Raw genomic sequence first — 25,969 nt, 5'->3', positions numbered from 1 at the left:
ATAACCTAAACATATAAATTACATAAACTCACACTATAAATGGATATTACATACATCATAATAGCAGCGATCGCGGGATTGCTCATTGGAGGTTTGATTACCTTTCTGATCACCAGGAAGAACAATCAAACCCTCGTTGCAGCGGCCGAAGAAAAAGCTTCTGCTATCCTAAAAGAAGCACAGTCAAAAGGAGATCTTCTTCTTAAAGATAAAACTTTAGAAGCCAAGGATCGCTTTCTTCAAATGAAAACAGAGCATGAAAAACACATCTCTGAAAAGGACAAGAATATTCAGCAGGCCGAAAATAGAATTAAGCAAAAAGAAACCACCCTCAATCAGCAAATCGAACAAAGCAAACGCAAGCAAACGGAAATTGAAACTTTACAAAATAATTTGAATGCGCAACTGGAGATCGTTGACAGACGGAAGGAGGAGTTGGACAAGGCACATCACAAGCAAGTTCAGGCTTTAGAAAAAATTGCGGGATTATCGGCGGAGGATGCTAAATCGCAATTGGTAGAAGCTCTTAAGGCAGAAGCGAAAACAGGTGCAATGCAGTTCATCAAGGAAACGATGGACGAAGCTAAACTTACTGCCAGCAAAGAAGCAAAGAAGATTGTCATTCAAACCATCCAACGTGTCGCCACTGAACATGCCATTGAAAATGCAGTTACCGTTTTCCATATTGATAACGATGAAGTTAAAGGTCGTGTGATTGGTCGTGAAGGTAGAAATATTCGTGCCTTAGAAGCCGCAACAGGAATTGAGATTATCGTTGATGATACGCCTGAAGCGATTATTCTTTCCGGCTTTGATCCGGTGCGCAGGGAATTGGCACGTCTGGCATTGCATCAATTGGTATCTGATGGACGAATCCATCCGGCGCGTATCGAGGAAGTAGTAACAAAAGTAAAGCGTCAATTGGATGAAGAAATAGTTGAAACCGGTAAGCGTACTGCTATTGATTTGGGTATACATGGTCTTGCTCCCGAGTTGATTCGTATGGTAGGTAGAATGAAATACCGTTCTTCTTATGGTCAAAATCTCCTGCAACATTCCCGCGAAGTAGCGAACCTTTGTGCACTGATGGCCGCTGAACTGGGTCTGAATGTGAAGTTGGCAAAACGTGCCGGACTCCTGCATGACATCGGTAAAGTAGCCGAAGAAGATATGGAATTGCCACACGCTATTGCCGGTATGAAGATGGCAGAGCGGTCGAAGGAAAACCCCGAAGTCGTGAATGCCATCGGTGCTCACCATGATGAAATAGAAATGACCAGCATCCTCTCTCCTATCATTCAGGTTTGTGATGCCATCAGCGGTGCCCGTCCCGGTGCCCGTCGTGAAATTGTAGAGCAGTATATGAAGCGTTTGAAGGAGATGGAAAATGTGGCGCAATCCTATAAAGGAGTTGAAAAAGCATTTGCTATTCAAGCCGGCCGTGAGTTGCGTGTGATTGTAGAAAGTGAAAAACTGGATGACAAGCAAACGGAACAGCTATCCTTTGATATTGCCAATAAAATTCAAACGGAAATGACCTATCCCGGACAAGTTAAAGTGACGGTGATTCGTGAAACCAGGGCCGTGAATTACGCTAAATAACAAGGAATGAGCAATTGCACTATGCGTAGATGAAAGGTCTGTTCAGCAAGCGGTCGGGATTTGTAAAAAACGTTACCACCCTTGTAACGGGTACTGCAATTGCTCAATTCATAAATATCCTCAGCACTCCCCTGCTGACCAGAATATATTCGCCGGAGGAATTTGCTGTTTTTCAAATATTTTACTCAATCGCTGCTATCTTTTCTGTGATTGCTACGTTGCGTTATGAATTGGCCATTATGGCTCCCGAAAATGAAGAGGAGGCGCTCGATCTGGTGAGCATCTCCTTTTATGCTTCTGTGGGCATCGCTACATTGTCCTTATTGATCTTAATCCTTTGGAAGGGCTTTTTTACTGGTAAAAGCGATACTGTTTTCAATGATTGGTTTTTTCTGATGCCACTATACATTGTTTTTGCAGGTCTGATGCAGAGCCTGAATATACTTTCCTTAAGAAGAAAAACTTTCCGAAGAAATCTTTTCGCCCGCGTAGGTACAGCCTTTGTATCGGCAATCACCGGTGTTCTGCTGGGATGGAAAGGGTTCAAACCTTCGGGTCTGATTATTGGTTCCACTTCGGGACAAATGACAGGATTCTTACTGTTATTTCATGCAGTTCCGGGAATTGTCATTCGTCCTTTTTCACGTTTTCAGGAGATGAAATCTGCTATTCGAATTCATAAAAATTACCCTGTTTACAACGCGCCTCATGCCTTGATCGATACTTTTCAGGATCAGGGTATCGTGCTGCTGTTGAATTATTATTTTTTACCGGCTATCGTTTCATTTTATGGTCAGGCGTTTCGGATATTGAAGGCGCCTATCGGATTCATCGGATCTGCCATTTATCAGGTAATGTTTCCAAAATTCACGGAAATGAGTCGTGAAGGCAGAGATATGCGTCCGTACGTGAAGCGGCTTTATATCCAGATGTTCCTTTTCGGACTCCCTGTTTTTACCATTTTATGGCTCTATGCTGAGCCGATTTTTGCCTGGTTTTTCGGTCCGGGATGGGAAGAAGCCGGGACGATTGCGGGAATAATGGCGCCCTGGCTGATGCTCAACTTCATTGTGAGTCCGGTTTCCTGTTTCGCATTGATCAGAAATCGTCAGCGGAAAGCCGCAATAATTACTATTATTGAAGTAATACTACGGATTACAGCCATCGTGATTGGCGGCTATTTCGGCAGTTATAAACTTGGTTTCACTTTGCTGACACTGGCCGGAAGTCTGGTGATGATCTATGCCATGGTTTGGTATTATCGCCTCTCGGCACCTTTGATGGAGAAAAGATAGAGTGATAAAGTTTTGATCAGCTATCTTCGTGCCTGCATTTGATGCGGAATGAAGAAGCTCCTCCACATAGTAAGAACCATCCAAAAGCTGCCGCATGCGGAGATAAAGATCGATAAGCAGGCAGAGGAAGGAAAGAGGATGTTCAGTTACTATACAAAAAGGCATCCCCGGTTTTTTGTGATCAGGAATAAAACCATTGGAGTTGCTTTGTTGCCGTTATTGTCTTTCGATTCTTTTGAGAATTATCTGTCTTCCGTTTCCGGAAAGAATTCAGCAGCCTATTATGCCAGAAAAGCAGAAAAAAATGGCTATGCGTTCAGAAAAATAGACCCTGATGTTTATGCAGATGCCATCCATCAGATTCATACTTCTTCTAACACCCGTCAGGGAAAATCGCTCACAGGAACCTATTTGAAACCCTTGCTTGCTTATCCAAAGAATGAAGTGAATACGTATTTTGGATTGTTTAAAGGAGAAGAATTGGTGGCTTACTTATGGTTGGTAAGAAGCGGGGAACTGATCACCTTTAACCGATTGATGGGACATGCTGATTATTTAAAAGATGGAATCATGTTTATGCTCGTGATGAAAGGTGTGGAACAAATTTTCACTTTGCCTGATCGCCCTGCTTATATCATGTACGATACTTTGCTCGGTGCGTCGTAAGGCCTGGGTCTATTTAAAAAGCGATTAGGATTTAAGCCCTATAAAGTCAAATGGAAAGCCTGAACTGATGGGAATTGCGCAACGTTTGTACTCTGATTTCCTCCTTCCTTCAAGGATGGATGAATACCGTCGTTTGATCGAACGGGCACTGGAAAAGAACTATATTCACTTGACGCTTCTGGAATATTTTTCATTGTTGAAAGAAAGTAAAATTGATCCTGACCTGAAGTACTTCCTTCACCGGCATGATATCGACACCGATCCGGATACCGCCCGTGCATTCTTCGAAATTGAGATGGAATTGGGTGTAAAAACCAGTTATTATTTCCGCTTAAAAACGATGGATATTGATCTGTATCGTGAAATGGTTGATCAGGGGTATGAAGCAGGATATCATTATGAAGAGCTTTCAGATTTTTGTAAAAAGAATGGAATTAAACAAAAGGAAAATGTGCAATTGAGATTTTCGGAAATCAGAGAATTATTTAAAAAGAATGTCAGAGCAATTGAAGAGAAGACCGGAAAAAAAATCAGAAGTGTAGCTGCACATGGCGATTTCGTGAATAGAAAATTATCCTTGCCTAATTTCTCGTTCGTCAATGAGGAATTACTCCTTGAACTGAAAATTGAATTAGAATGTTATCATCCGATGCTGATTCATTCTTTGAATTTTATTGGATCGGATACGCACTATCCACGTTTTTATACGCCCTCAAGTCCGTTTGAAGCCATAGAAAAGAATATTCCTGTCATTTATCTGCTCAGTCATCCCAGACATTGGCGTAGAAATATATTACTGAATTTAGCCGACGATGTACAACGATTCAAGGAAGGAGTTTTATTCAATTAAACATAAAAATGCTCAAAGAACTAATCATCAGAAAATTGTCGTCATGGATTCGTCCGGTGATGATTGGCGGCTATAAGAATAGCGACGGTAGTTTTCGAAAACAAGTTCGAATGGGTAGCTCAACTACGATTATTCGCCCTGAAAAACTGGATCTGCAAGACCATGTTTTCATTGGTCAGTATAATTTTCTGGATGCCAGCAATGCATTGCATATTGGTGAAGGTTGTCAGATTACGAATTATGTAAGTATACTGACACATAGCAGTCATATCTCTATTCGCCTTTATGGACGCAGTTATGTGGATGTTCCTGAAACCGAAAAACTGGGATATAAAAGAGGAGCTGTAACGATTGGCGACTATACTTTTATCGGTCCTCATGTGGTCATTATGCCCGGCTCAAGGATTGGGAAAGGTTGCATCATCAGTGCTTTTAGCTATTTGGATGGAGAGTTCCCGGATTTTTCGGTAATTGCCGGACAGCCTGCTCAGGTAATAAAAGATACACGATCCATGGACGAATCCTTCCTGAATGATCACCCGGAGTTGATGCAGAATTATAAGGAATGGGTAAACAGAAAGTCAATTTAAAGAATGAAGAAGAGCGGTAGACGGAAATTGGTCTTGGTAGGTACAGGAGTCGTTCATACATTCAAGTACCTGGATTTGATCGCTTCGTATTTTGATGAGATTTTATTGATCACTGATAAACCGAAACCGGATTTGAAAGTGAAACAAGTAACTTTTGATTTTTCCCTACGATCTCCTCTACAGATAACGGCTAAAATTAATAAATTACGGACTGCAATAGAAGATTTTAATCCCGACATTGTTCACGTGCATCAGGCCAACAGTTGTGCTTTTTATACGATAAAAGCTTGTAATAAAAAATATCCACTCGTAGTTACAGCCTGGGGAAGTGATATTTTATCGACACCTTCAAAGGGATTTTTGTATCGAAAAATGTTAAAATATATTTTGAAAAACGCAGATTGTTTTACCTCGGATGCTTTGTTTATGGCCAATGAGATGCGAAGGATGGCAGGAAAGAAGCATCTGGAGATTCTTGTGGCAAACTTTGGAATTGATATCACTCCTACTCCTTTGGAGAAAGAAGATTTAATTTATTCCAACAGGCAGTTGACTGCATTGTACCGTATAGATAAAATCATAGCATTATTCAAAGAGTTTGTTTCATCTGATGGCAAGCATCGACATTGGAAATTGGCTATTGCCGCCACCGGTCCTGAAGAAAGCAAACTACGTGATATCGTTAAAAAAAATCACCTCGAGGACAGCGTTCAATTTTATGGATGGGTAGATAAAGTCATGAATTCTAATTTATATGCTAAGGCAAAGATCTATATTTCCATACCGGAAAGTGATGCAACATCTATTTCGTTATTGGAAGCGATGGCATCGGGATGTTTGCCGGTGGTTTCAGATCTGCCTGCTAACAGAGAGTGGATCAGGGATGGGGTGAATGGAATAATTTATAAGGAGGGGCTTGAGAATCCATTTTTAAGAGCATTGGCAATAGATGCAGGAACCGCAACAGCTATGAATAAAGAGATCATCGATACGGAAGGAACGAAGGAAGCCAACAAAGAGAAGTTCATTGCTATGTACGAAAATATGCTGAATGGGAAGTAAGATTTGTCATATCACCACTGTGCATAAACCATTCGATAACCGGATATTTTTTAAGGAATGTATTTCACTCCGGGAAGCCGGGTATGTGGTGACTTTGCTTTGTGCCCGGGCGACCACACAAACCAGAGACGGGATTACCATCATCGGCTTTCCAGGACATACCGGCAGAATCAAAAGGTTTTTTCGGACTTCATTCATTGATGTTTATCGGGAAGCCATAAAGGTGAATGCTTCCATTTACCACTTGCATGATCCGGAGCTGATCTGGATGGGATTGCGTTTGAAGATGGCGGGTAAAAAAGTAATTATGGATCTGCATGAAAATAATGCTGCTGCGATCTTGTCACGACCTTATGTGAAATCTGCCTTCCTGAAAAAGTTTCTTTCGATCGCAATTAAGAAAGTGGAAGGATGGCTTCTCCCCTATTTTGATGCTATCGTCACGGCACGACCGGATATATCAGCACTTTTTCCAAAACTTCATCCGGTGACTTTAAGGAATTTTCCGGTCTTACCCGATTATGATTCCATTCCGGTTTCCACGATAGTAAAAACGAAGCCATCGTTGATTTATGTGGGAGGTGCCAGTGTCATCAGAGGTACGAAAGAGTTGATAGCTGCCATGGAATATTGTCCGGAAGCCGAGCTCTGGATCCTCGGACCATTTGAATCCGAAACGTTCCAAAGAGCATGCGAAAATTTGGCAGGATGGAAACATGTAAGGTATTTAGGAGTGGTAGAAGCAACGGAAATTTTCTCGTATATTAAAGCTGCTGATATAGGTATTATCACTTTCCTGCCTTTCCCCAATCACATTACTACTTTAGCAACAAAGCCATTTGAATATATGGCTTGTGGTCTGCCTATGATCATGAGTGATTTCCCTTATTGGAGAGCATTCTTTGGCGATAGTTCGCTGTATACTGATCCCGCAGATCCGAAAGCAATTGCCAACAGTATCCATCGATTATTGAATGATAACGAATTGCGAGAGAATATGAGAGAGAAAAATTTGAGACTGGCCCGGGAGGAATTTAACTGGCAGACAGAAAAGAAAGGACTATTGAAAGTATATGAAAATTTAGAGCTGGAATTGCGAAAATCTCCGGGAGTTAAAGTATAGAACACGAAGCATGAAAATATTTACTATCGTTGGCGCACGTCCGCAATTTGTTAAAGCTGCAGTGGTGAGCAGAGCTTTTGCAAATTATGACGAGATTGAAGAACAAATTATTCATACCGGTCAGCATCATGATCAGAATATGTCTGATATTTTCTTTGAAGAGATGGAAATTCCGCGTCCCGCCTATAATTTGGGAATACACGGAAAGGGACATGGAGCCATGACGGGACAGATGCTGGAGGGACTGGAAGGGCTATTCATGCGACATCAGCCGGATTTGGTCATCGTATATGGCGATACGAATTCGACACTTGCCGGAGCATTGGCTGCCACAAAATTGCACATTCCCATTGCCCATATAGAAGCCGGACTACGTTCCTTCAATATGCAGATGCCGGAGGAAGTGAATCGTATTTTAACCGATCGCGTTTCTAACTTTTTGTTTTGTCCGACAGATGCAGCCATTGAAAATCTCAGTAAGGAAGGCTATCCATTCGGAAATATGAAAGTTGTTTTATCCGGCGATGTGATGCAGGATGCAGCGATGTACTACGCCGGGAAGTCCGCTTTACATTCAACAATAATTAAAGATCTCAACCTGAGTAAATTTATTCTATGCACCTTGCACCGTGCAGAAAATACAGATGATGAAGGGCGATTGTCCTCCATCATGAATGCGCTCTCTCAGATAAATAATGAGATTCCTGTGGTGCTTCCATTACATCCCCGAACAAAAAAAATAATAGCAGAGCGGGGAATTAAAACGGATGTTCATATCATAAATCCGGTAGGCTATTTTGATATGCTGGAATTGATAAAGCACTCCTCACTGGTAATGACGGATAGTGGCGGCTTACAAAAAGAAGCCTATTTTTTTCAGAAACACTGTGTCACTCTGCGTGAAGAGACGGAGTGGATTGAATTGGTGAACGGAGGATTCAATCAGCTGGCAGGAGCAGCAGCAAATTCAATTCTCGAAGCTTACCATCTCATGAAAGATAAAGTATCTGATTTTACAGTGGAATTATACGGTGGCGGACATGCTGCTCATCGCATTGCAAAAGAAATAATCAGCTAGTATTGTGCGCATATTGATCCTCACCCAATATTATCCGCCGGAAACGGGAGCCCCTCAAAACAGGCTGAGCGGATTGGCGCGTGAATTAAAAGCAGTTGGTCATGAAGTTTCAGTGTTGACAGCAATGCCCAATTATCCGGCAATGGAGGTGCATCCGAACTACAGAGGGAAGTGGTTTTTCAAAGAAGAAATAGAAGGAATAGCCGTTTTCCGATCCTGGATCTATGTCAGTAAGAGCAGAAGTATCGTCTCCAGATTAATGAATTATTTTTCATTTACTTTCTCGTCGATTCTCACCTCATCACGTATTCATGGAGAGATGGATGTGGTGATGTGCGAGTCTCCCCCGCTTTTTCTTGGAATCAGTGGGTGGTGGATCAGCAAGAGGAAGAAAGCGAAATTGGTATTTAATGTAAGTGATCTCTGGCCGGAGTCGGCGGAAAAGCTGGGCGTCATCACCAATCGTTTTTTTCTGAGGATGGCCACTCGGTCTGGAGGAATTCCTTTATAGGAAATCGTTCATGGTGACCGGGCAAACACAAGGCATCGTAAAAAATATTAAAGCCCGGTTTCCTGAAAAGACGGTGCACTGGTTACCCAATGGTGTAGATGATTCTATTTTCAATGCAGTTCCTGATCAAAATAAAAGAGCTGCGTTGGGTTTTTCTGAAGATGATTTTCTGGTCTTGTATGCCGGTATTATCGGACTCGCGCAAGGCTTAGATATCATTCTGGATACGGCAGCAAAAGTTCCTCCGGAGCTGAAAATTAAATTCCTGTTGCTGGGTGAAGGACCGGAGAAGGAAAGACTTGTGCTGCGGAAGAAGAATGAGAAATCAGACAATGTTATTTTTATTGATCTGGTATCCAGAGAAGAGGTCCCCTCCATAGTACAGGCTATCGATGCCGCGGTAATTCCCTTGAAGAAAATGGATTTGTTTTTAGGAGCAATTCCCTCTAAAATCTTTGAAAATCTGGCATTGAAAAAGCCTATCGTCCTCGCCGTTGATGGTGAAGCCAGACAGCTTTTCATTGAAGAGGGAAAATGTGGAATTTACTGCGAACCGGAAAACGCGGACGCCATGACTCAGGCGGTGATACATTTAGCCACACATCCGGCAGAAGCCAAACAAATGGGTGAAAACGGACGCGTGTATGTAGAGCAGTATTTCCTGCGACGGAATATTTGCGCTGACTGGCTGAAGGCAATGGACCAAATTTCGAAAGAATCATAATCATGATGAACGACAAGCAAACTGAAAAGTGGTTAGGGTACTTATTGAGTACAGCTGCTTTTTGTTTGCCGTTAGTTCAGACGGTTTCAATTGTATGTTTTATTTTGATAATGATCATTAGACTAAGTTCAAAAAATGAACGAGGAATCATCTCAGGTAATTTTTTTAAATCTCCATTATTCTGGGGATTACCTTTACTTTATTTATGGCACCTTGTCGGTTTAATATGGACAGAAAATTTTAAATATGCCGGACTTGACTTAGAAATAAAAGCCGCATTCCTGCTATTGCCACTATTTATTGGCACCTTAGTTATTTCAGAAAGGAATTATCGAACCACCCTCTGCGGATTCATTGCCGGTTGCCTGACCGCTAGTCTCATTTTACTCGTTCATGCCGCTCTGAAATTCAATGAAACCGGATTACATACTGCCTTTTTCTACATTGATTACAGCTCGCTGTTAATGCATCCTACTTATATCTCCATGTATCTGAATATGGCGATTTTATTCCTGTTTCATTTGATGAATGGTTCAACGGAGAATTGGAATCTGAAATTTTATAGTGCCGGAATTCTCTTCTTTTTTATTCAATTATTACTCTTATCGGCTCGAACGGCTCAGGCGGTAGCTTTATTGACCTTCGTCGTGGCAGCATTCCTGTATTTGCGAAAGGGTGAGCTACTTCGATTAAAAAGACTTCACAGTATTGTCATTTTATGCTTCACCCTCCTCTCCTATTTTGCCCTGCAGAGTATCAACAATCGTTTCAACCAGGTAGAAAATGCAATGACCACTACCATTATCAGGGATAATACAGTTTCGGAATACAACAGTACCACCGGAAGACTGGAAATCTGGAGAGAGAGTATGGAAATCCTACGTGACAACTGGCTGTTCGGAACAGGCACGGGCGATGTAAAAGATGAATTGATTAAGACCTATGAAAAGCATCAATTCAGTTATGCCTTAGATAAAAAACTCAATGCACATAATCAGTTCCTCCAGGTATGGCTGGCACTTGGAATTGTTGGACTTTTTCTATTGATGGGAATAGTAGCTTTTCCTTTCTTTAAATGGAATTCCTCAGAACAGCCTTTGTTTGCCTTGTTTTCCAGTGTTATCTTACTTAACGCAATGACAGAGTCTATTTTAGAGGTACAGAAAGGAGTGATGTTTTTTTGCTTTGTTTATTGTATCCTTGCAGTGAAAGCAAAGTTTTAAGTATTTACAAATTTTCAACAAATAATTAGGATTTAATTGTCATCCTTATTAATTTTGACTCAATGGGAACAGAATCTATTAGACTTGAATTGATTGATTGGTTGAAAAGGTTAGATGATGAAAGTATTTTAGCATCATTGCTTCAATTTAAAAAATCGGCAGAGTCCGGTGATTGGTCGGATAATCTTTCTGCAGATCAGGTAGAATCTTTAAAAAGAGGGCTATCTGATGCTGAAAACAATAATATGATGACTAGTCAGGATTTCTGGACTTCCTATGGGAGAAAGGTATAAAGTTTTTTGGACCAGTGAGGCGAAAAGTCAAACCGACCAAATTCTAAAGCATCTTTTGAACAACTGGAGTGAAAAGGAATGTAAAGATTTTTTAGACCTGTTGTATCATTTTGAGATTACCATTTCTTTATTTCCTAAGTCCTTTAAGCTTTCGAAAAAGTATAAAGATTGCCGGCTTGGCTTTATTCATAAGCATATAACTGCTATTTATAAAATTTCACGTAAAACAATCACCATTTTAACCATAATTGACAATAGAAGTATTGCCGCGAAATAATTTCTCAGACATCTCTCGGATTGTTTTATTTTTGGAACAATTCAAATAAAATGTCCCTCATCCCCTTCTCCCCTCCCCGTATTGATGATGAAATTATCAATGAAGTTGTTGCCGCGCTTAAATCGGGGTGGATTACCACCGGTCCCAGAACCAAGCAATTTGAAAAGGACCTCAGCGCTTACAATGGAAATCCCAATACGCTCTGCCTTAATTCAGCCACAGCAGGTCTTGAAATAATGCTCCGTTGGTATGGCGTGAAAGAAGGTGATGAGGTAATTCTTCCGGCCTATACCTATTCCGCCACGGCCAATGTGGTGATGCATTGCGGTGCTACTCCGGTACTCGTGGATGTAAATCGCGATGATTTTAATATAAATAGCGCAGCCGTAGAGAAAGCCATAACAGCGCGCACTAAAGTGATTATGCCGGTTGATTTCGGCGGACTTCCCTGCGATTATACGGCCTTGATGGCATTGGTGAACAAACCGGCTGTTAAGTCCCATTTCAAGGCTTCTACAAAGGAACAGGAGCAATTAGGCAGGATCATGATTTTATCCGATGCTGCACATTCCTTGGGAGCTTATTATAAGGGCCGGCATACCGGTGTCTGCGCTGATGTATCGGTCTTCTCTTTTCATGCAGTGAAGAATCTGACTACCGCGGAAGGTGGTGCGATCGCTCTTCATTTACCGGCTCCTTTTGATAATGAAGAGGTATACAAGTATCTCTGCATTTTAACCTTGCATGGACAGAATAAAGATGCTTTGGCAAAAATGCAAAAAGGGAATTGGAAGTATGATATCATAGAAGCGGGTTTCAAATGCAACATGACCGATCTGATGGCGGCCATTGGTTTGGTGGAACTAAAAAGGTACGATAACGATACCTTGATAAAACGTAAGCAGGTTTGTGAATTTTATTATAGGTCATTGCAACAGTATTCCTGGGCGGAATTACCGGTAATGCAGGATGAGGATCGTGAGAGCTCCTATCATCTTTTTCCGTTGCGAATCAAAGGGATTTCTGAAGAGCAGAGGGATGCGATTATACAGTCAGTGTTTGATGAAGATGTCAGTGTAAATGTGCACTTCATCCCTATCCCGATGCTGTCATTCTATAAAAACAAGGGCTATAAGATGGATGATTATCCGGTGACATATGATAATTTCAGCAGGGAAATTTCATTACCTGTTTTTTATAGTCTTTCAGAGGAGCAATTGCAACGCGTGATAGCAGCCGTTGTGAAAGCGGTGGAGAAACATATTCAATAATTCCGTAGTGTTGTCATGAAACGACTTTTAGATTTGACAATAAGTATTATCGTGACGATTTTTATCTCACCCCTACTCCTGTTACTTGCCCTAATTATAAAAGTAGATAGCACAGGACCTGTTTTTTACCTGCAGGAACGCATCGGAAAGAACAGGGTTCCCTTCCGTATTTTTAAGTTCAGAACGATGTATGTCAATGCTGATAAACAAGGGCTCCTTACTGTTGGAGAAAGAGATGCCCGCATTACAAGAGTCGGAGTCTTACTCAGGAAGTATAAACTCGATGAATTGCCTCAACTTTTCAATGTCATGGTGGGAAATATGAGTCTGGTTGGCCCTCGTCCTGAAGTGCGAAAATATGTGGATTTATATTCGGAAGAGCAATTAAAAGTACTCCGTGTTAAACCCGGCATCACGGATTATGCTTCAATTGAATATGCCAATGAAAATCAGTTATTGGGCAATGTTTCCAATCCCGAAGAGGTATATGTCAATGAAATCATGCCGGCCAAACTCCTTTTAAATTTAAAATATATAGAGGAACAAAGTCTGATGACGGATTTGATGATCCTTTTAAAGACTGTTCGGAAAATTGTGAGTTGATTTCAGCCATTATTCCGGAGAGCTTATATTTTTTTTGAATTAGAATGATTTGTGGTCATGCGTTGATCAATCGCATAAACGTTTAGGAAATAATAAGTGTTTTATTTGAATATTGTTTAAAAGACAATTTGCAACTTTGCGGAGTTAAAATCCTTTTCAAGGCAAAACTTTAAGCAAGGAACATTCATATGGCTAACACCTATACTCAAATCCACATCCAAGCTGTTTTTGCGGTTCAAAATCGAAAATGCATTATTGCTGAATCTTGGGAGGAAGATCTGTATAAGTACATTGCCGGAGTTCTTAACAAACACAATCACAAAGTGCTTGCAATAAATGGGATGCCCGACCATATTCATATTTTATTTGGGTTTAGACCTACTCAGTCACTTTCAGAGTTAATGCAAGATATTAAGGGGAGCTCTTCAAAATGGATAAATCAGAATAGAAAGGTGCAAGGTAAATTTTCCTGGCAAGAAGGATATGGTGCATTTTCGTATAGCAAATGGGATGTAGAAAAAATCAATAATTATGTTAGAAATCAAAAGATACATCATAAACAAAAAACCTTTTCGGAAGAATATCAAACTTTGCTAGATGATTTCGATGTTCCATTTGATGAGCGATATATTTTCAAACCTATCTTATTTTAACTAAGGGCAGAAATCCTTGTAACTGGAACAAACACAGAATCTCTTTTCCCACGTACAAAATTCTGGTGAGCATGTGCCGTAGGCACAAAACTTCGGTAAAAAAGGCCGCGCCCCCCACCCCCCCCCTCGCACGGTCTCGCCCCGTAAGGGGCGAGACCGTGCAGAAAGGTTTTTTGGGATGTATGTTACCAGTGTTTAAACCCTACGGGATTTCGTAGAATACACATGCCGTACCATTACCGTTCGAGGGTTTTTGTTACCATTGTTTAATCCCTACGGAATCGAGGAAAATGATCCATCAAACAAACAAACCAATCATCTGATTCAACTCATCCACTTTTTCTGTATCCCCCAATTTTTGGTAGGAGAATGAAAGGTTGCGCAGCATTCTTAAAATCATATCCTTGTTTGAACAGGGTTTGTAATAACTGTTTTGCGGATCAAGGTTTAATTTTTTGACAAATTGATCAATGTCACCTTTACCAAAAACAGATCCTTTGCTGAAAGGATTTATATAAAATAAAATTTTCCCTGTGTTTCCCTCTTCCCCTTCTCTTACTTCAAGATAAGTGAGAATGAAATGTTCGGGGAGATTGACACCATATACAGGTAAACCCAATGATTGAGCTACCAGTAAATAAAGTATAGATAGTGCAAGCGGATTCCCCTTTTTACTTTCAATAACACAATTGATATAAGAGTTTTGCGGTGCATGATAATTGCTCGTGTTACCACTGAAACCATATTTTGTGAAAAAAATATGATTCAAAATATTTACTTGCTCTAACGCAGTAAGACTTTCATTTAACTCCAGCCAGATGTCTTTTTTACCTGGGAAATAAAAAGATTTATTTTTTCCTGATCCATCTCCGGATATTGATACCGTGCAATTAAAATGGCACCTCCCAGTAAGTTGTCTTCGGAGGTGTGAATCCATAATTTCAAATCTTCTACTAAGGTGTCAAATTGTATCTTATGTACAATATGAGCGATGCGCTGCTGAGTATTGGATCAAAGGCATTCGACCATGCATCTTCCAGAAATGGAATGACCTGATTGCCCATGCTGATTAACTTCTCTTCGATATGACCATACACTTCATGGTCGGAATCATCCAATAGACTAATGAGTGCTTTAACTTCCGGGTTGTTCATGTCTTCAGGCATATACAATATTACCACCTATCTCCTATTACTATCACCTTCACCATAGCACGTTATAAACGAATGAATGTTATTTTAAATTCAGTGTAATTATTTGTATTACAATTAATTGCAGTGGGTGGTCGTGCTGCATTAATTCTGAAAAAGACAAATTCAATTTCAGGAATGAATCCGTTCTATTCCATCTTTTAGTTTTTTGAAAAAAGGAGAAGATTCGTTCAAACGATACTTTTGATATAGGACTCTTATATGGTATCAGATAATTAATAATTTTTCTCCGTTTGATCGAATCTTCTCAGTTTTCTTTATCAGTATTCCTGTTCTGTTTTCCGGTATTCCTCTGTCAACTTTTTTTGCAATTCTCCGGGTACCGGGGCGTATTCTGCAAAGTTGACTTTTACTTTAGCCCTTCCCTGCGCAATACTTCGCAAGGCGCTATTGAACTTATCCAATTCGGCGAGGGGTGTTCTTGCCTTGATAATTTGAAAGCTACCCCTGCTGTCCATCCCCATGATGATACTTCTTCGCGATTGTAATTCGCTCATGATGTCTCCCATCACCTGTTCAGGAGCCTCTGTTTCTACATCAAAGATGGGTTCAAGCAATTGTGGTTCTGCTGCATGGAAGGCTTCTTTAAAGGCCATCATTCCGGCAATTTTAAAACTGATATCATTGGAATCCACCGGATGCATTTTTCCGTCATACACGGACACTCTCACATCTCTTACATAAGAACCTGTGAGCGGACCTTCCGACATTTTTCCATGACTCCTTTCACAATGCTGGGCATGAATCGGGAATCGATTACACCGCCGGTGATACAATTGAGGAAAACCATCTTCCCGCCCCAGGGTAATTCATGAACTTCGGTATCACGTACCGTTATATCTTTTGGATTAGGCATGCCATCATGATAGGGCTCGATCCTCATATACACCTCACCAAACTGTCCGGCACCTCCCGATTGTTTTTTGTGTCGATAAGAAGCCTCCGCAATGCGTTGTATTGTTTCTCTGTATGGAATTCGTGGTTTGATAAAATCTATGTCCATTTTATACACATGTTGAAGACGCCATTTGGTAGCTGTAAGATGAAGTTCTCCCTGCGCATAAAGCAATAACTGTCTCGTTTCCTTATCATATTGAACAACGATGGTTGGATCTTCAGCATGAATCTCATGTAAAACCTCGCCTAATTTTTCATCATCCGCCTTGTTTTTTGCCAGTATAGCCATTCGGATTTTAGGATCGGGAAAATGTATCGGGTCTATATTCCCTGTAGCCCCTTTCGCATTTAGCGTATCGGAAGTGCGCGTGTTTTTCATTTTTAAGGTTGCTCCGATATCGCCTGCTTTCAAACTCTCTACTGCATTTCTATTTTTCCCATCGAGTATAAAAAGCTGACCGATTCTTTCATTGGTATTCGTTTTCTCATTGTAGAAATCCATACCCGGTGTAAGTTCTCCCGACATGACTTTAAACAAAGAAAGTTTGCCCAGATGGGGCTCTACTAAGGTCTTAAAAACAAAAAGTCGTGTAGGTGCTTGTACCGAGCACTTGAGTGCTGAGCCATCTTCAAGCACTTCTGCCGGCATATCTACAGCTGACGGAGCAACGTTATCAATGAAACCCATCAATCGTCCGCTACCCATATCCTTTTTAGCAGAAAGACAGAAAACAGGAAAGACGTGATGATTCATCATACCAAGTTTGAGTCCTTCGCGTAACTCATCCTCATCAAGATTTCCTTTCTCGAAGTAGAGCTCCATTAATTTCTCATCATTTTCCGCTGCTTTTTCTACCAATTCATTGTGCAATTGATTTGCCCGCTCCAATTCTGATTCAGGTATGGGCATTTTTTCCGGTTTACCACCACCGGCCGGAAATTTATACATGGTCATTTTCAATAAATCAATGATGGCATTAAATCCGGGACCTGTTTCAATGGGATATTGCATCAACGTAACAGCCGGACCAAAAAAATTCCTGGCCTCCTCCAATGTTTTTTGAAAATCTGCTTTTTCATGATCCAATTGATTTATGGCTAAAATGGTTGGACGCTGGTATCTGTCCACATAATCAAAAATTATCTCTGTGCCGATTTCAACGCCATGTTGTGCATTCAATAAAATCACCGCAGTATCACAAACACGAATAGCGGCAATAACTTCCCCTATAAAATCATCCAGGCCCGGTGTATCAATAATATTTATTTTATAATCCTTCCATTCTGTATGTAACGGGGTAGCATAAACTGAACTTCCCCGTTCATGCTCAATTTCGTGATAGTCAGAAAGGGTGTTTTTCTCTTCCACTGACCCTCGTCGCCCGGTAATTCCGGCTTCAAATAACATCGTTTCGGCAAGAGTGGTCTTGCCACTTTTCGCAGATCCGATCAGAACCACGTTTTTAATGTGTTTTTCGTCGTATGTTTTCATAATAGGAGGAATTAGTATTGTTCAATTATAACCTTTTCAAACTTGTCCCGTAGAAGGAGGATTTAAAGTTACCGAAAGGAACGATAGAAATTGAAGAAAAACTCAGAAAAGTGCATGATTTTAATCAAATTGTAAGCAATTTAAAGTCTTTTGGTTTTGTAATATTTTGTAGAAAAATTTTCGAACTATGAAGCGCTGAAACAGGTTAAAAGGGCTGTTGTTATAATCAAATATGAAACAATTACCAGCAATGCCTCCTCATATTCAGGAGAAGTTTGAAGAAGAAATCAGAGTGGAAATTATCCGCCAGCAGACGGAAGAGGATCTAAAATCCAATCCGGTCTATCAGGAATTCTTTACACAGTTTAATCCCTCATCGGTGGATAGTTTTATTCGTCATTACGCCAGGCGCAAAGCTTATTACCTGACCCGAGGCAAGGATTACATCAATCAGGAAGAACAAGAGTCCTTTCGATATAAACTCTTTGCTCAGGAGTGTTTATGGGCGATTCAGCAGAAAAAATTGTTTAATCTTCAATGTCAGTGGAGAGCTGAGCAAGTTCGCTTGAAAGGAGTAGATCATACCACACAGTTCTTGCTGCTTTCTTCTAATATCCAGCATTGTCCTTATATAAGTCCGGTGAGTAGGGCGGAAATGGAGATGTATGTAAAATATCTGCGTTCCGGCAACGCTCAACTTATCGTGAGTTATGATAACTGGCAGGATTATGAAGGATTTAAAGCGGAGTATGATAGCGAGCGAATTCCGTCAATTGATGATGAAAGGGATGATAGTGTTCCTGCATGGTACCGTTTCTATGATGAGTATATGGCGACACATCTGTTGATGGAATTGCCGGATGTGAGAGGTGAGAAAGAGCAGCGCTATCGATCTATTGCGCGTCAGCGTCAGTTGGATCAGATGAAGAAAAGTATTCAGCAAAAAACCATGGATGATCGCCCCTACTTGAGCGTGTATGATACTGAAGTGGTGGAGTCGTTTGTGCGCAAGTTTGAAGATAAAAGTCTGCTCAAATTTTGCCGGGCAGTAGAAGCTTTTCAGCAGCAAATGGATGAGCAAATGGAGTTGGATGAAGCACTGGAAACATTGCGATCCGCCGATAAAAAAGTAAGTGTGAAGTCCAATAGCGATTGGAAAGAGGCCGTCATCAACGCTGCTAAACAGTTTGAATTGGAGCAAGTGGCCGAAATCTTACCCACCGTTCATCAGGAGTATGTCATCCGTGTGGAGAATGGAATAAATTTCCCGCAAAGTATCATTGATAAGAAAAGAGAAGAATATGCTTTTCAGCTATGCGAAACGGCTAAACAGCAAATTCTGGAAGGAAGAAGGTTTTTAGGCGAACCGGATAATTTGAATTTTTAGAAAGTTTAATGTTTTCACTCGCCACGTGTCCACGGGCGATGTGATCCCGTCTACCCTTGTGTTGACGGGAAATGTTCAAAGTTTAAGGGGCTCCCATGAAGCGTATCGCTTTTTGCGATTCTGCTTCATGGTCTAAGTTTTAATGTTCAAAGTTCATAGGTTTAAGGTTTCATAGTTTTAGGGCTAAATTGCCAAATTATAGAAATGCTCTTGAGTATTAATATCCGGGTAAGTCAGAATGCGAGTCTTTCTTACCCGGCTTTTATTTTTTGATTTTTCGAATACAATTTCCGATTTAGTCGATGCGGTATACCTGACCTTCAACTGCCAGATCGGTATTGGGAAAGATCGCTGTTGCTTCTTCTAAAAACGCATCCAACTGTTTATATCGCGCTGAAAAATGTCCGATGAGCAATTTCCCTACCCCGGCTTCTAAAGCGATGGAAGCCGCTTCTTTGGCAGTTGAATGGAAGGTAGCATTGGCTCTTTCTTTTAAATCATGCAAAAAAGTAGCTTCATGATATAATAAATCAACACCCTTGACGGTTTCGGCCAGTTCGGGCATATAAATGGTGTCGGAACAATAAGCGTATCTACGGGGAGGAATGGAATCTTCCGTCAATTCCTCATTGCGAATTATAGTCCCTTCCCCATCGGTAAAATTTTCGCCGCTTTTTATTCTGCTATATTGTGTAAAAGGGATATTGTATTCCTGAAGTTTGTCTACTTTCAACCTTCTTGGCCGGGGTTTTTCACCGAAAATAAATCCGGTGCATGGAATGCGATGATTTAAAACGACCGTTCTTACATAAATATCTTCATCTTCCAGCAGAGTTTCCGGAGAGTAATGGCGTATTGGATGGAATATAAGATTGTATCGAAGCTGTGTATGCGAGAGACGCAGGTGCATTTCAATAATATCCATCAATTCCTGCTGACCGAATAAATGTAAATCCGTCGTTCTTCCCTGCAGATGGAATGTAGATAATAGCCCTGTTAAACCGAGGTAATGATCACCATGGAGATGACTGATAAAAATATGCGTAATGCGATGGTAACGCAGCTTGAACTTAAGCATCTGCATCTGCGTAGCTTCTCCGCAATCTATCAGAAAATGACGATCACGAAAAACAAGAAGTTGTGAAGTAGGATGACGATTGTAGACCGGGGTGGCTGAACTGCTCCCTAAAATGGTGAGCTCAAAACTCATAATTATTTACGCGAAATCACCATACGTTTAGAAACGGTTTCACCATTATATGTCATGGTGTACATGTATACGCCTTGTGAAAAATCACGACTGTCAAGTCGGAATTCATTCTCACCTTGTTCAGCATTTATAAGACTGCGATACACTTCTTTTCCGATCAGATTGAACACTCTGAATTCGATATCTCCCGGTGCCGGAATAAAGTACTTTATTGCCGTAATTTCATTGCAGGGATTCGGACTGTTTTGATCCATTGTTAAACCATTGCCCGTACTTTCATAAATCCCACCACGATCCTGTGAATTTGCAGCAGTATAATGTTCGGCGATTTCATATTGCAACTTTAAAATATCTTCCGGAGAATTAACTGCGGTGAATGCCGTTGCTTCAAAAGTGGATGTGTTTGGTAAACGGGAAGAAGCCGCTTCAAATGTATTTTGAGCTGCAACATTTAATACCCCTAAACCGACAAACAATATTGATATAAGTACCTTCATAATTCCTTCTACGATAAGAAGCAATAAAAGTACTAATCATTTTTAACATTTCGTTCAATTTCGCCTACTAAAACGAAATCGATTGCTTCAGAGCATGTTGCAGTAATATTTAACACCTGATCGAGTTGAGAAATTTGCACCAGTTTCCTGACCGTATCGCTGAGACCGGTGATGACAAAGAGACCATTTGAGTTTCTGCATAGCCTGTTACCCACAAGTATAGCACTTAAACCCGATGAATCGCAATAAAGTGATTCGGTCAGGTCAAGGATAATATTATTATATCCCTGTGTATTCAAAAGCAATAGCTCCGACTTTAACTCTGCCGCGATCAGTGTATTTAACTTTTGTTCATGGAGTTTCACCACGACATACTTTTCGGTTTTATCTAAGGTAAAATGCATATACGGCTGATTAATTTTAACAAATGTAAATTAACACTTTCGCATATACAACCTCTTTCGTCAACCTTTGTTAACTCTTCATTGTTCAAATCCTCTGATCTGCGCCAGCAAAAATAAAACAGCCATTCTGACCGCTACCCCATTCTCTACCTGGTTGAGGATGATACTATTCTGACTATCAGCAACATCACTTGTTATTTCTACCCCTCTATTGATGGGTCCCGGATGCATAATCAGTATCTTTTTATCCAAAGCATCAAGAGTATATTTATTCAGCCCATAAAGCATGGAATACTCTCTTAAGGAAGGGAAATAGCGGATATCCTGCCTTTCCATTTGAATTCTGAGCATATTGGCTACATCACACCATTGTAAAGCTGTTTTGAGGTCATGCTCGACTTTTACGCCCAAGGAAGAGATGTACCTTGGAATAAGGGTTGCAGGTCCGCAAACCATCACTTCCGCTCCTAATTTCCGAAGACAAATGATATTGGATAAAGCTACTCTGGAATGCAGTATATCTCCGACAATAACCACTTTTACTCCCTTTATCTCTCCTAACTGTTCTCTTATGGAAAATGCATCTAATAAAGCCTGAGTAGGATGTTCATGCGTTCCATCCCCTGCGTTAATCACATTTGCCTTAATATGCCGGGATAAAAACATAGCAGCACCCGGTTTTGGATGGCGCATAACGACCATGTCCACCTTCATGGCAAGAATATTATTGACGGTATCTACTAAGGTCTCGCCTTTACTAACGGAAGAACCTGAAGCTGAAAAATTGACTACATCAGCTGATAGTCGCTTTTCCGCCAATTCGAAAGATAATTTTGTACGTGTAGAATTTTCAAAGAAGATATTGGCAATGGTAATATCACGCAGAGAAGGAACTTTCTTTATCGGGCGGTTGATAACATCCTTAAAATTATCCGCCGTTTTGAAAATAAGCTCTATATCCTCTGGGCTGAGGTCTTTTCTTCCCAATAGATGCTGAACACTTAATTGTTCGCTCATAGGTTTTTTCTTCTGAGATTAACCAAACGCCATCTTCTCCGTCCGGTTGTTTTAGGTGCACTTTGACTTTTTCTGAGGCAATAGTATCAATTGACTTTCCGATATAATTAGGCTCTATGGGCAATTGACGACTGAATTTTCGATCAATCAAGACAAGTAATTCCACTGATGCAGGTCTGCCGAAAGCCAGCAAGGCATCCAACCCGGCTCTTATGGTTCTTCCTGTAAAGAGGACATCATCCACCAGTACCACTTTCTTTCCTTCTACAATGAAATCCATCCGTGTCGCACTGGGAACAATGAGGTCACGTCGTCTGAAATCGTCTCTGAAAAAGCTGATATCCAGATCGCCGTTACGGAGTTTCAGATCGGTTTGAATCGTGGCCAGCCTGTCGAAAATTCTCTTTGACAGATATACTCCACGGGGTTGAAGTCCAACGATGACACAATCATTGAAATCATCATACGTTTCAATGAGTTGATAGCAAAGCCGATCAATAGTAATAGCCAGTAACTCTTTATTGAAAATGAGTTTGCTGTTTTCTGGCATGGTTCAAAATTAAGAAAAATTGAAAGCTCCGGCCAATTATCGGGCATAAAAAAAGGCTGTCCGTTTAAAGACAGCCTTTCAATAATGCTATGAATGATTAGTTTTCATCTTTCTTTTCATTCTCTTCCAATGAAGTTCTCAAAGCTGCAAGTGCTTCAATATCCCCAAGTGTTGATTTCTCCTGAGTTTCCTTGATTTTCTTCACCGCTTTAGCAGTAGTAGCCACTTCCTTTTCGCGTTCACCGGCTTCTGCTTTTTTCACTTCCTGTGCCTTTTCATCAAAGATTCTGGTATGGGAAACTACGATACGACGGTTCTCTTTGTTGAATTCAATTACTTTGAAATCAAGAGTGTCATGTTCTTTAGCCACACTTCCATCTTCTTTAGACAATTGACGGTATGGAGCAAAAGCTTCTACGCCATAGGTGCTGAAAATAACGGCTGCACCCTTGTCAGTTACCTTTCCAACAACTCCCTGATGCACGCTATTTACACCAAATAAGGTTTCATAGGTTTCCCATGGATTATCTTCCAGTTGCTTGTGCCCGAGGCTCAAACGACGATTTTCAACATCCACTTCAAGTACTACTACTTCAAGTTCTTCACCGATTTTCGTGAATTCTGCAGGATGTTTAATTTTCTTATTCCAGCTCAGGTCACTGATATGGATTAATCCGTCAACACCTTCTTCTAACTCCACAAATACGCCGAAATTGGTGAAATTGCGCACCTTGGCTTTATGTTTAGATCCAACAGGGTATTTTGAAAGAATAGCTCCCCATGGATCAGGAGAAAGTTGTTTTAAACCTAATGACATTTTATGTTCATCACGGTCTACACTCAAGATTACCGTTTCCACTTCATCGCCTACTTTCAGGAAATCCTGAGGGCTGCGTAAGTGTTGTGACCATGACATTTCAGAAACGTGAATAAGACCTTCCACACCAGGGATAATCTCTATAAATGCACCGTAATCTGTCAGAACAACCACTTTGCCTTTTACCTTATCACCAGCCTGTAATGTCTGATCCAAGGATTCCCAAGGCTGAGGAGTAAGTTGTTTCAGACCGAGAGCGATACGTTTTTTCTCTTCATCAAAATCAAGAATAACCACGTTCAGGCGCTGATCCAGTTTCAATACTTCTTCCGGATGATTGATACGCCCCCAACTGATATCTGTAATATGCAGTAAGCCATCTACTCCACCAAGATCCATGAATACACCATAAGAGGTGATATTTTTCACAGTACCTTCGAGTACCTGGCCTTTCTCCAGCTTACTCATGATTTCTACTTTTTGTTTCTCCAGTTCATTTTCAATCAGAACTTTGTGAGAAACGACTACATTTTTGAACTCCTGATTGATTTTCACAATCTTGAATTCCATTGTTTTGCCGACATAAATATCGTAATCACGAATCGGCTTCACATCAATTTGCGATCCCGGAAGGAAAGCTTCGATACCAAAAACATCGACGATAAGTCCACCTTTGGTACGACATTTAACGAAACCGGTAACGATTTCATCTTTTTCAAGGGCCGAGTTGACACGATCCCATGATTTCATCGCCCGCGCCTTTTTATGCGAGAGGATAAGTTGACCGTTTTTGTCTTCGGCCGTTTCCACATAAACTTCTACCTCATCACCGACTTTAAGATCGGGCATGTGACGAAATTCAGTTAACGGTACGAGACCGTCACTCTTGTAACCAATGTTTATCACTGCTTCCTTGCTCGTGAGACCGATAATCGATCCCATTACAATTTCACGTTCTAAAACCTGGTTGAGCTTTTGATCATATAAAGCCTCGAGTCGTTGACGATCGTCAGCTTTATAATTGTCAAACGCTTTTCCTGTTGTTTCCCAATCGAAATCGTTAGGATCAGGAACTGCAAATTTTACGGTGGAGAGTTTCTCCGATGTATTGGTAGTTGATGCCATCTTTGGACAATAGCCTATCAGCAGGAATGGCCTGCGAAAGGGAGTGCAAAGATAAACAAAGATTTTAATTCACCAAATGAAAAATAAGGACTGATTTGTAATTGATTATAAGGTTAGTATACCTTTTTCGAGCAGGTCTGAAATTATAAAACCATCGTTACATTCAAGGAATGCAACGATGGTTTTATACTCATTTTTTAGCCGGATTACTGCCCTCCTGCCATTATTTTCTTTGTGGTAATATGGTCATCGTATTGCATGGAAACCAGATATATGCCGGAAGGAAGATCAGCAATACTCATTTCAGTGGATGGGTGGTCGATAGTTCTCGTTAATCGGCCGTCCATAGTAAAGATGTCTATTTTCTTCGGCACCTCGATAAAGTAAAATCCATTGTTTACGAATTCGTATTCTCGTATACAGGAGGCAATATTAACCACCAACGATTTTTTTCCGCTCGTGCCGCAAGCATTCGTGGACCCTACTTTAATGGTACAAGGACCGGTTGTAGCTTTAGTGGCTGCAAGTATGCCTGTGCTTCCCTGACCTGAAGATAATGTCATTAAGGTAGCAGGAACTGTCCATGAATAAGAGGTAGCACCCGCTACCGGAGAAATACTGTAGGACAAATTGCCGGTGTTTTTGCATGGCGCCAGAGGACCCGTTATTGCAGTGGGAACGGCGGGTTTAGAAGAAAGTGTTTTTGATTTTTCTATACTGGCCCCACAACTATTTTGTGCTTTCACATAAATTTTTGCATTGGCAAAATTTGAGGGAAATGTCAGGCTGACATTGGGTACAGTAGTCGTTACATTTCCGGTTTGTCCGTTGATGGTGGCACCTGTAATATCTGTTCTCCAGACATAACTGGTGGCCGTAGGAACAGCAGTGATTGAATACGTTTTGGTGCTAATTCCGCAGTTGTTTGAAGCAGCACCTTTAATTGTACCCGGTGTAGCCGGAGCAGCGCATGGAAGTTCAGTGGCTATTTGGACACTGTTATACACATAGTCGCCACTTTCATTACCATCGTTATTTCCTGCAATTCCGGCAAAATAAAATTTAACCGTGCCTGTTCCTGCTGCCGGAGCTGTCCAGTTAAAGGTAAATGCTTTAGAGTTGGTACTTGCTCCACCATTGAGTTGATGTACAACATTTACTCTGTTGACACCGCTCACCGTGGCACTCTTTAGCTGCGTTGAGGCTGTATTGGTAATGATAAATGTTCCTGCATTTGTATTGGTAGCCGTGAGGCATTCTACACCAAGTCCAAATAAGCTCATGCCGGTTCGGGCAATAGTTACCGTGATGGGATACGTTTGACCCGGGACATATTGCCAGTTCGTCATTCCGGTGTTTGAAATTGCTATAGAACCTCCGGCTGCATTTGCAGCAAAGTCGCCATGGCAATCCCTGCACGTTAATTCTCCGGGTGAACCGGTTTTCCCGGCCTTGCCATTATCACTTAAGATAGAACTGGTCATAACGATTATGACCAGAGGTAAGAAGTAGAGTGAATACTTTTTCATTGTTTTGGGTTT

Annotated in this window: 21 protein-coding genes and 3 pseudogenes; 15 read left to right on the top strand and 9 right to left on the bottom strand. The window is 40.9% G+C overall.

The genetic code is table 11. The features are described 5' to 3' along the window. Positions 1-45: 45 nt before the first annotated feature. The 14 genes and pseudogenes from rny (at position 46) to tnpA (ending at position 13,821) form a co-directional block, all read left to right on the top strand. Complete coding sequence (gene rny / locus IPJ86_13610; protein ID MBK7888274.1) at positions 46-1,602, top strand: ribonuclease Y; 1,557 nt, start codon at positions 46-48, stop codon at positions 1,600-1,602. Between the two features lie 29 nt (positions 1,603-1,631). Beyond that, entirely contained in the window at positions 1,632-2,897 is a 1,266-nt protein-coding gene (locus IPJ86_13605; GenBank protein MBK7888273.1) for an oligosaccharide flippase family protein, read from the top strand. Between the two features lie 48 nt (positions 2,898-2,945). Beyond that, positions 2,946-3,563 carry a hypothetical protein gene (locus IPJ86_13600; GenBank protein MBK7888272.1) on the top strand — a complete coding sequence of 206 codons (618 nt, stop codon included), beginning with the start codon at positions 2,946-2,948 and terminating at the stop codon, positions 3,561-3,563. A 67-nt stretch (positions 3,564-3,630) separates the two neighbouring features. After that, positions 3,631-4,413: a hypothetical protein gene (locus tag IPJ86_13595; GenBank protein ID MBK7888271.1), complete on the top strand. Its 783-nt coding sequence runs from the start codon at positions 3,631-3,633 to the stop codon at positions 4,411-4,413. Positions 4,414-4,415: 2 nt separating this feature from the next. After that, positions 4,416-5,003: an acyltransferase gene (locus IPJ86_13590; protein MBK7888270.1), complete on the top strand. Its 588-nt coding sequence runs from the start codon at positions 4,416-4,418 to the stop codon at positions 5,001-5,003. Between the two features lie 3 nt (positions 5,004-5,006). Beyond that, entirely contained in the window at positions 5,007-6,065 is a 1,059-nt protein-coding gene (locus IPJ86_13585) for a glycosyltransferase family 4 protein (protein ID MBK7888269.1), read from the top strand. Beyond that, entirely contained in the window at positions 6,055-7,188 is a 1,134-nt protein-coding gene (locus IPJ86_13580) for a glycosyltransferase (protein MBK7888268.1), read from the top strand. Before IPJ86_13585 ends, IPJ86_13580 begins: the two co-directional genes overlap by 11 nt. A gap of 10 nt (positions 7,189-7,198) precedes the next feature. Next, a complete protein-coding gene (wecB, locus tag IPJ86_13575) occupies positions 7,199-8,266 on the top strand; it encodes a UDP-N-acetylglucosamine 2-epimerase (non-hydrolyzing) (GenBank protein ID MBK7888267.1) in 1,068 nt (355 codons plus the stop codon). A 4-nt stretch (positions 8,267-8,270) separates the two neighbouring features. Beyond that, positions 8,271-9,501, top strand: a pseudogene (locus IPJ86_13570) (glycosyltransferase family 4 protein). A gap of 110 nt (positions 9,502-9,611) precedes the next feature. Further along, on the top strand, positions 9,612-10,724 hold the full coding sequence (locus IPJ86_13565; GenBank protein ID MBK7888266.1) for an O-antigen ligase family protein: 1,113 nt from the start codon (positions 9,612-9,614) through the stop codon (positions 10,722-10,724). A 62-nt stretch (positions 10,725-10,786) separates the two neighbouring features. After that, positions 10,787-11,017, top strand: a complete 231-nt coding sequence (locus IPJ86_13560) for a hypothetical protein (GenBank protein ID MBK7888265.1) — start codon at positions 10,787-10,789, stop codon at positions 11,015-11,017. A gap of 327 nt (positions 11,018-11,344) precedes the next feature. Continuing rightward, the gene (locus IPJ86_13555) at positions 11,345-12,565 is read left to right on the top strand and encodes a DegT/DnrJ/EryC1/StrS family aminotransferase (protein MBK7888264.1); all 1,221 of its coding nucleotides are present in this window, start codon (positions 11,345-11,347) and stop codon (positions 12,563-12,565) included. A gap of 15 nt (positions 12,566-12,580) precedes the next feature. Further along, positions 12,581-13,168 (top strand): sugar transferase, encoded by a 588-nt coding sequence (locus IPJ86_13550; protein MBK7888263.1) that lies wholly within the window; start codon positions 12,581-12,583, stop codon positions 13,166-13,168. Positions 13,169-13,356: 188 nt separating this feature from the next. Further along, a complete protein-coding gene (tnpA, locus tag IPJ86_13545; protein ID MBK7888262.1) occupies positions 13,357-13,821 on the top strand; it encodes an IS200/IS605 family transposase in 465 nt (154 codons plus the stop codon). A gap of 298 nt (positions 13,822-14,119) precedes the next feature. On the opposite strand, the pseudogene IPJ86_13540 reads toward tnpA, so the two are convergent. Continuing rightward, a pseudogene (locus IPJ86_13540) lies at positions 14,120-14,975 on the bottom strand (transglutaminase family protein). A 317-nt stretch (positions 14,976-15,292) separates the two neighbouring features. After that, positions 15,293-17,421, bottom strand: a pseudogene (locus tag IPJ86_13535) (elongation factor G). Positions 17,422-17,653: 232 nt separating this feature from the next. Between IPJ86_13535 and IPJ86_13530 the strand changes: the two are divergent. Then, entirely contained in the window at positions 17,654-18,808 is a 1,155-nt protein-coding gene (locus IPJ86_13530) for a hypothetical protein (GenBank protein MBK7888261.1), read from the top strand. A gap of 295 nt (positions 18,809-19,103) precedes the next feature. Here IPJ86_13530 and IPJ86_13525 read toward each other — a convergent pair whose 3' ends face one another. The 7 genes from IPJ86_13525 to IPJ86_13495 all read right to left on the bottom strand — a co-directional run bounded on the left by IPJ86_13525 (position 19,104) and on the right by IPJ86_13495 (position 25,957). Further along, entirely contained in the window at positions 19,104-20,018 is a 915-nt protein-coding gene (locus IPJ86_13525; GenBank protein MBK7888260.1) for a ribonuclease Z, read from the bottom strand. 2 nt (positions 20,019-20,020) lie between these two features. Next, positions 20,021-20,515 carry a T9SS type A sorting domain-containing protein gene (locus IPJ86_13520; GenBank protein MBK7888259.1) on the bottom strand — a complete coding sequence of 165 codons (495 nt, stop codon included), beginning with the start codon at positions 20,513-20,515 and terminating at the stop codon, positions 20,021-20,023. A 32-nt stretch (positions 20,516-20,547) separates the two neighbouring features. Then, positions 20,548-20,919, bottom strand: coding sequence for an STAS domain-containing protein (locus IPJ86_13515; GenBank protein MBK7888258.1), 372 nt, complete (start codon positions 20,917-20,919; stop codon positions 20,548-20,550). Positions 20,920-20,997: 78 nt separating this feature from the next. Further along, a complete protein-coding gene (locus tag IPJ86_13510; protein ID MBK7888257.1) occupies positions 20,998-21,936 on the bottom strand; it encodes an aspartate carbamoyltransferase catalytic subunit in 939 nt (312 codons plus the stop codon). After that, complete coding sequence (pyrR, locus tag IPJ86_13505) at positions 21,848-22,486, bottom strand: bifunctional pyr operon transcriptional regulator/uracil phosphoribosyltransferase PyrR (GenBank protein ID MBK7888256.1); 639 nt, start codon at positions 22,484-22,486, stop codon at positions 21,848-21,850. The genes IPJ86_13510 and pyrR overlap by 89 nt, the downstream gene beginning before the upstream one ends. Positions 22,487-22,583: 97 nt before the next feature. Further along, the gene (gene rpsA / locus IPJ86_13500) at positions 22,584-24,428 is read right to left on the bottom strand and encodes a 30S ribosomal protein S1 (protein MBK7888255.1); all 1,845 of its coding nucleotides are present in this window, start codon (positions 24,426-24,428) and stop codon (positions 22,584-22,586) included. A gap of 206 nt (positions 24,429-24,634) precedes the next feature. Continuing rightward, on the bottom strand, positions 24,635-25,957 hold the full coding sequence (locus IPJ86_13495) for a T9SS type A sorting domain-containing protein (protein MBK7888254.1): 1,323 nt from the start codon (positions 25,955-25,957) through the stop codon (positions 24,635-24,637). Positions 25,958-25,969: the final 12 nt, after the last annotated feature.

Source organism: Bacteroidota bacterium (assembly GCA_016713925.1).
In the GTDB taxonomy this organism is placed as follows: domain Bacteria; phylum Bacteroidota; class Bacteroidia; order AKYH767-A; family OLB10; genus JAJTFW01.
This window is presented reverse-complemented; position numbering and strand designations above follow the sequence as displayed.

What these genes read in the sequence shown, in the direction of transcription:
- IPJ86_13605 (MBK7888273.1), top strand. Translation starts at nt 1,632, where the DNA reads ATGAAAGGTCTGTTCAGCAAGCGGTCGGGATTTGTAAAAAACGTTACC.
- IPJ86_13600 (MBK7888272.1), top strand. Translation starts at nt 2,946, where the DNA reads ATGAAGAAGCTCCTCCACATAGTAAGAACCATCCAAAAGCTGCCGCAT.
- IPJ86_13595 (MBK7888271.1), top strand. Translation starts at nt 3,631, where the DNA reads ATGGGAATTGCGCAACGTTTGTACTCTGATTTCCTCCTTCCTTCAAGG.
- IPJ86_13585 (MBK7888269.1), top strand. Translation starts at nt 5,007, where the DNA reads ATGAAGAAGAGCGGTAGACGGAAATTGGTCTTGGTAGGTACAGGAGTC.
- IPJ86_13580 (MBK7888268.1), top strand. Translation starts at nt 6,055, where the DNA reads ATGGGAAGTAAGATTTGTCATATCACCACTGTGCATAAACCATTCGAT.
- wecB (MBK7888267.1), top strand. Translation starts at nt 7,199, where the DNA reads ATGAAAATATTTACTATCGTTGGCGCACGTCCGCAATTTGTTAAAGCT.
- IPJ86_13565 (MBK7888266.1), top strand. Translation starts at nt 9,612, where the DNA reads ATGATCATTAGACTAAGTTCAAAAAATGAACGAGGAATCATCTCAGGT.
- IPJ86_13560 (MBK7888265.1), top strand. Translation starts at nt 10,787, where the DNA reads ATGGGAACAGAATCTATTAGACTTGAATTGATTGATTGGTTGAAAAGG.
- IPJ86_13555 (MBK7888264.1), top strand. Translation starts at nt 11,345, where the DNA reads ATGTCCCTCATCCCCTTCTCCCCTCCCCGTATTGATGATGAAATTATC.
- IPJ86_13550 (MBK7888263.1), top strand. Translation starts at nt 12,581, where the DNA reads ATGAAACGACTTTTAGATTTGACAATAAGTATTATCGTGACGATTTTT.
- tnpA (MBK7888262.1), top strand. Translation starts at nt 13,357, where the DNA reads ATGGCTAACACCTATACTCAAATCCACATCCAAGCTGTTTTTGCGGTT.
- IPJ86_13530 (MBK7888261.1), top strand. Translation starts at nt 17,654, where the DNA reads ATGAAACAATTACCAGCAATGCCTCCTCATATTCAGGAGAAGTTTGAA.
- IPJ86_13525 (MBK7888260.1), bottom strand. Translation starts at nt 20,018, where the DNA reads ATGAGTTTTGAGCTCACCATTTTAGGGAGCAGTTCAGCCACCCCGGTC.
- IPJ86_13520 (MBK7888259.1), bottom strand. Translation starts at nt 20,515, where the DNA reads ATGAAGGTACTTATATCAATATTGTTTGTCGGTTTAGGGGTATTAAAT.
- IPJ86_13515 (MBK7888258.1), bottom strand. Translation starts at nt 20,919, where the DNA reads ATGCATTTTACCTTAGATAAAACCGAAAAGTATGTCGTGGTGAAACTC.
- IPJ86_13510 (MBK7888257.1), bottom strand. Translation starts at nt 21,936, where the DNA reads ATGAGCGAACAATTAAGTGTTCAGCATCTATTGGGAAGAAAAGACCTC.
- pyrR (MBK7888256.1), bottom strand. Translation starts at nt 22,486, where the DNA reads ATGCCAGAAAACAGCAAACTCATTTTCAATAAAGAGTTACTGGCTATT.
- rpsA (MBK7888255.1), bottom strand. Translation starts at nt 24,428, where the DNA reads ATGGCATCAACTACCAATACATCGGAGAAACTCTCCACCGTAAAATTT.
- IPJ86_13495 (MBK7888254.1), bottom strand. Translation starts at nt 25,957, where the DNA reads ATGAAAAAGTATTCACTCTACTTCTTACCTCTGGTCATAATCGTTATG.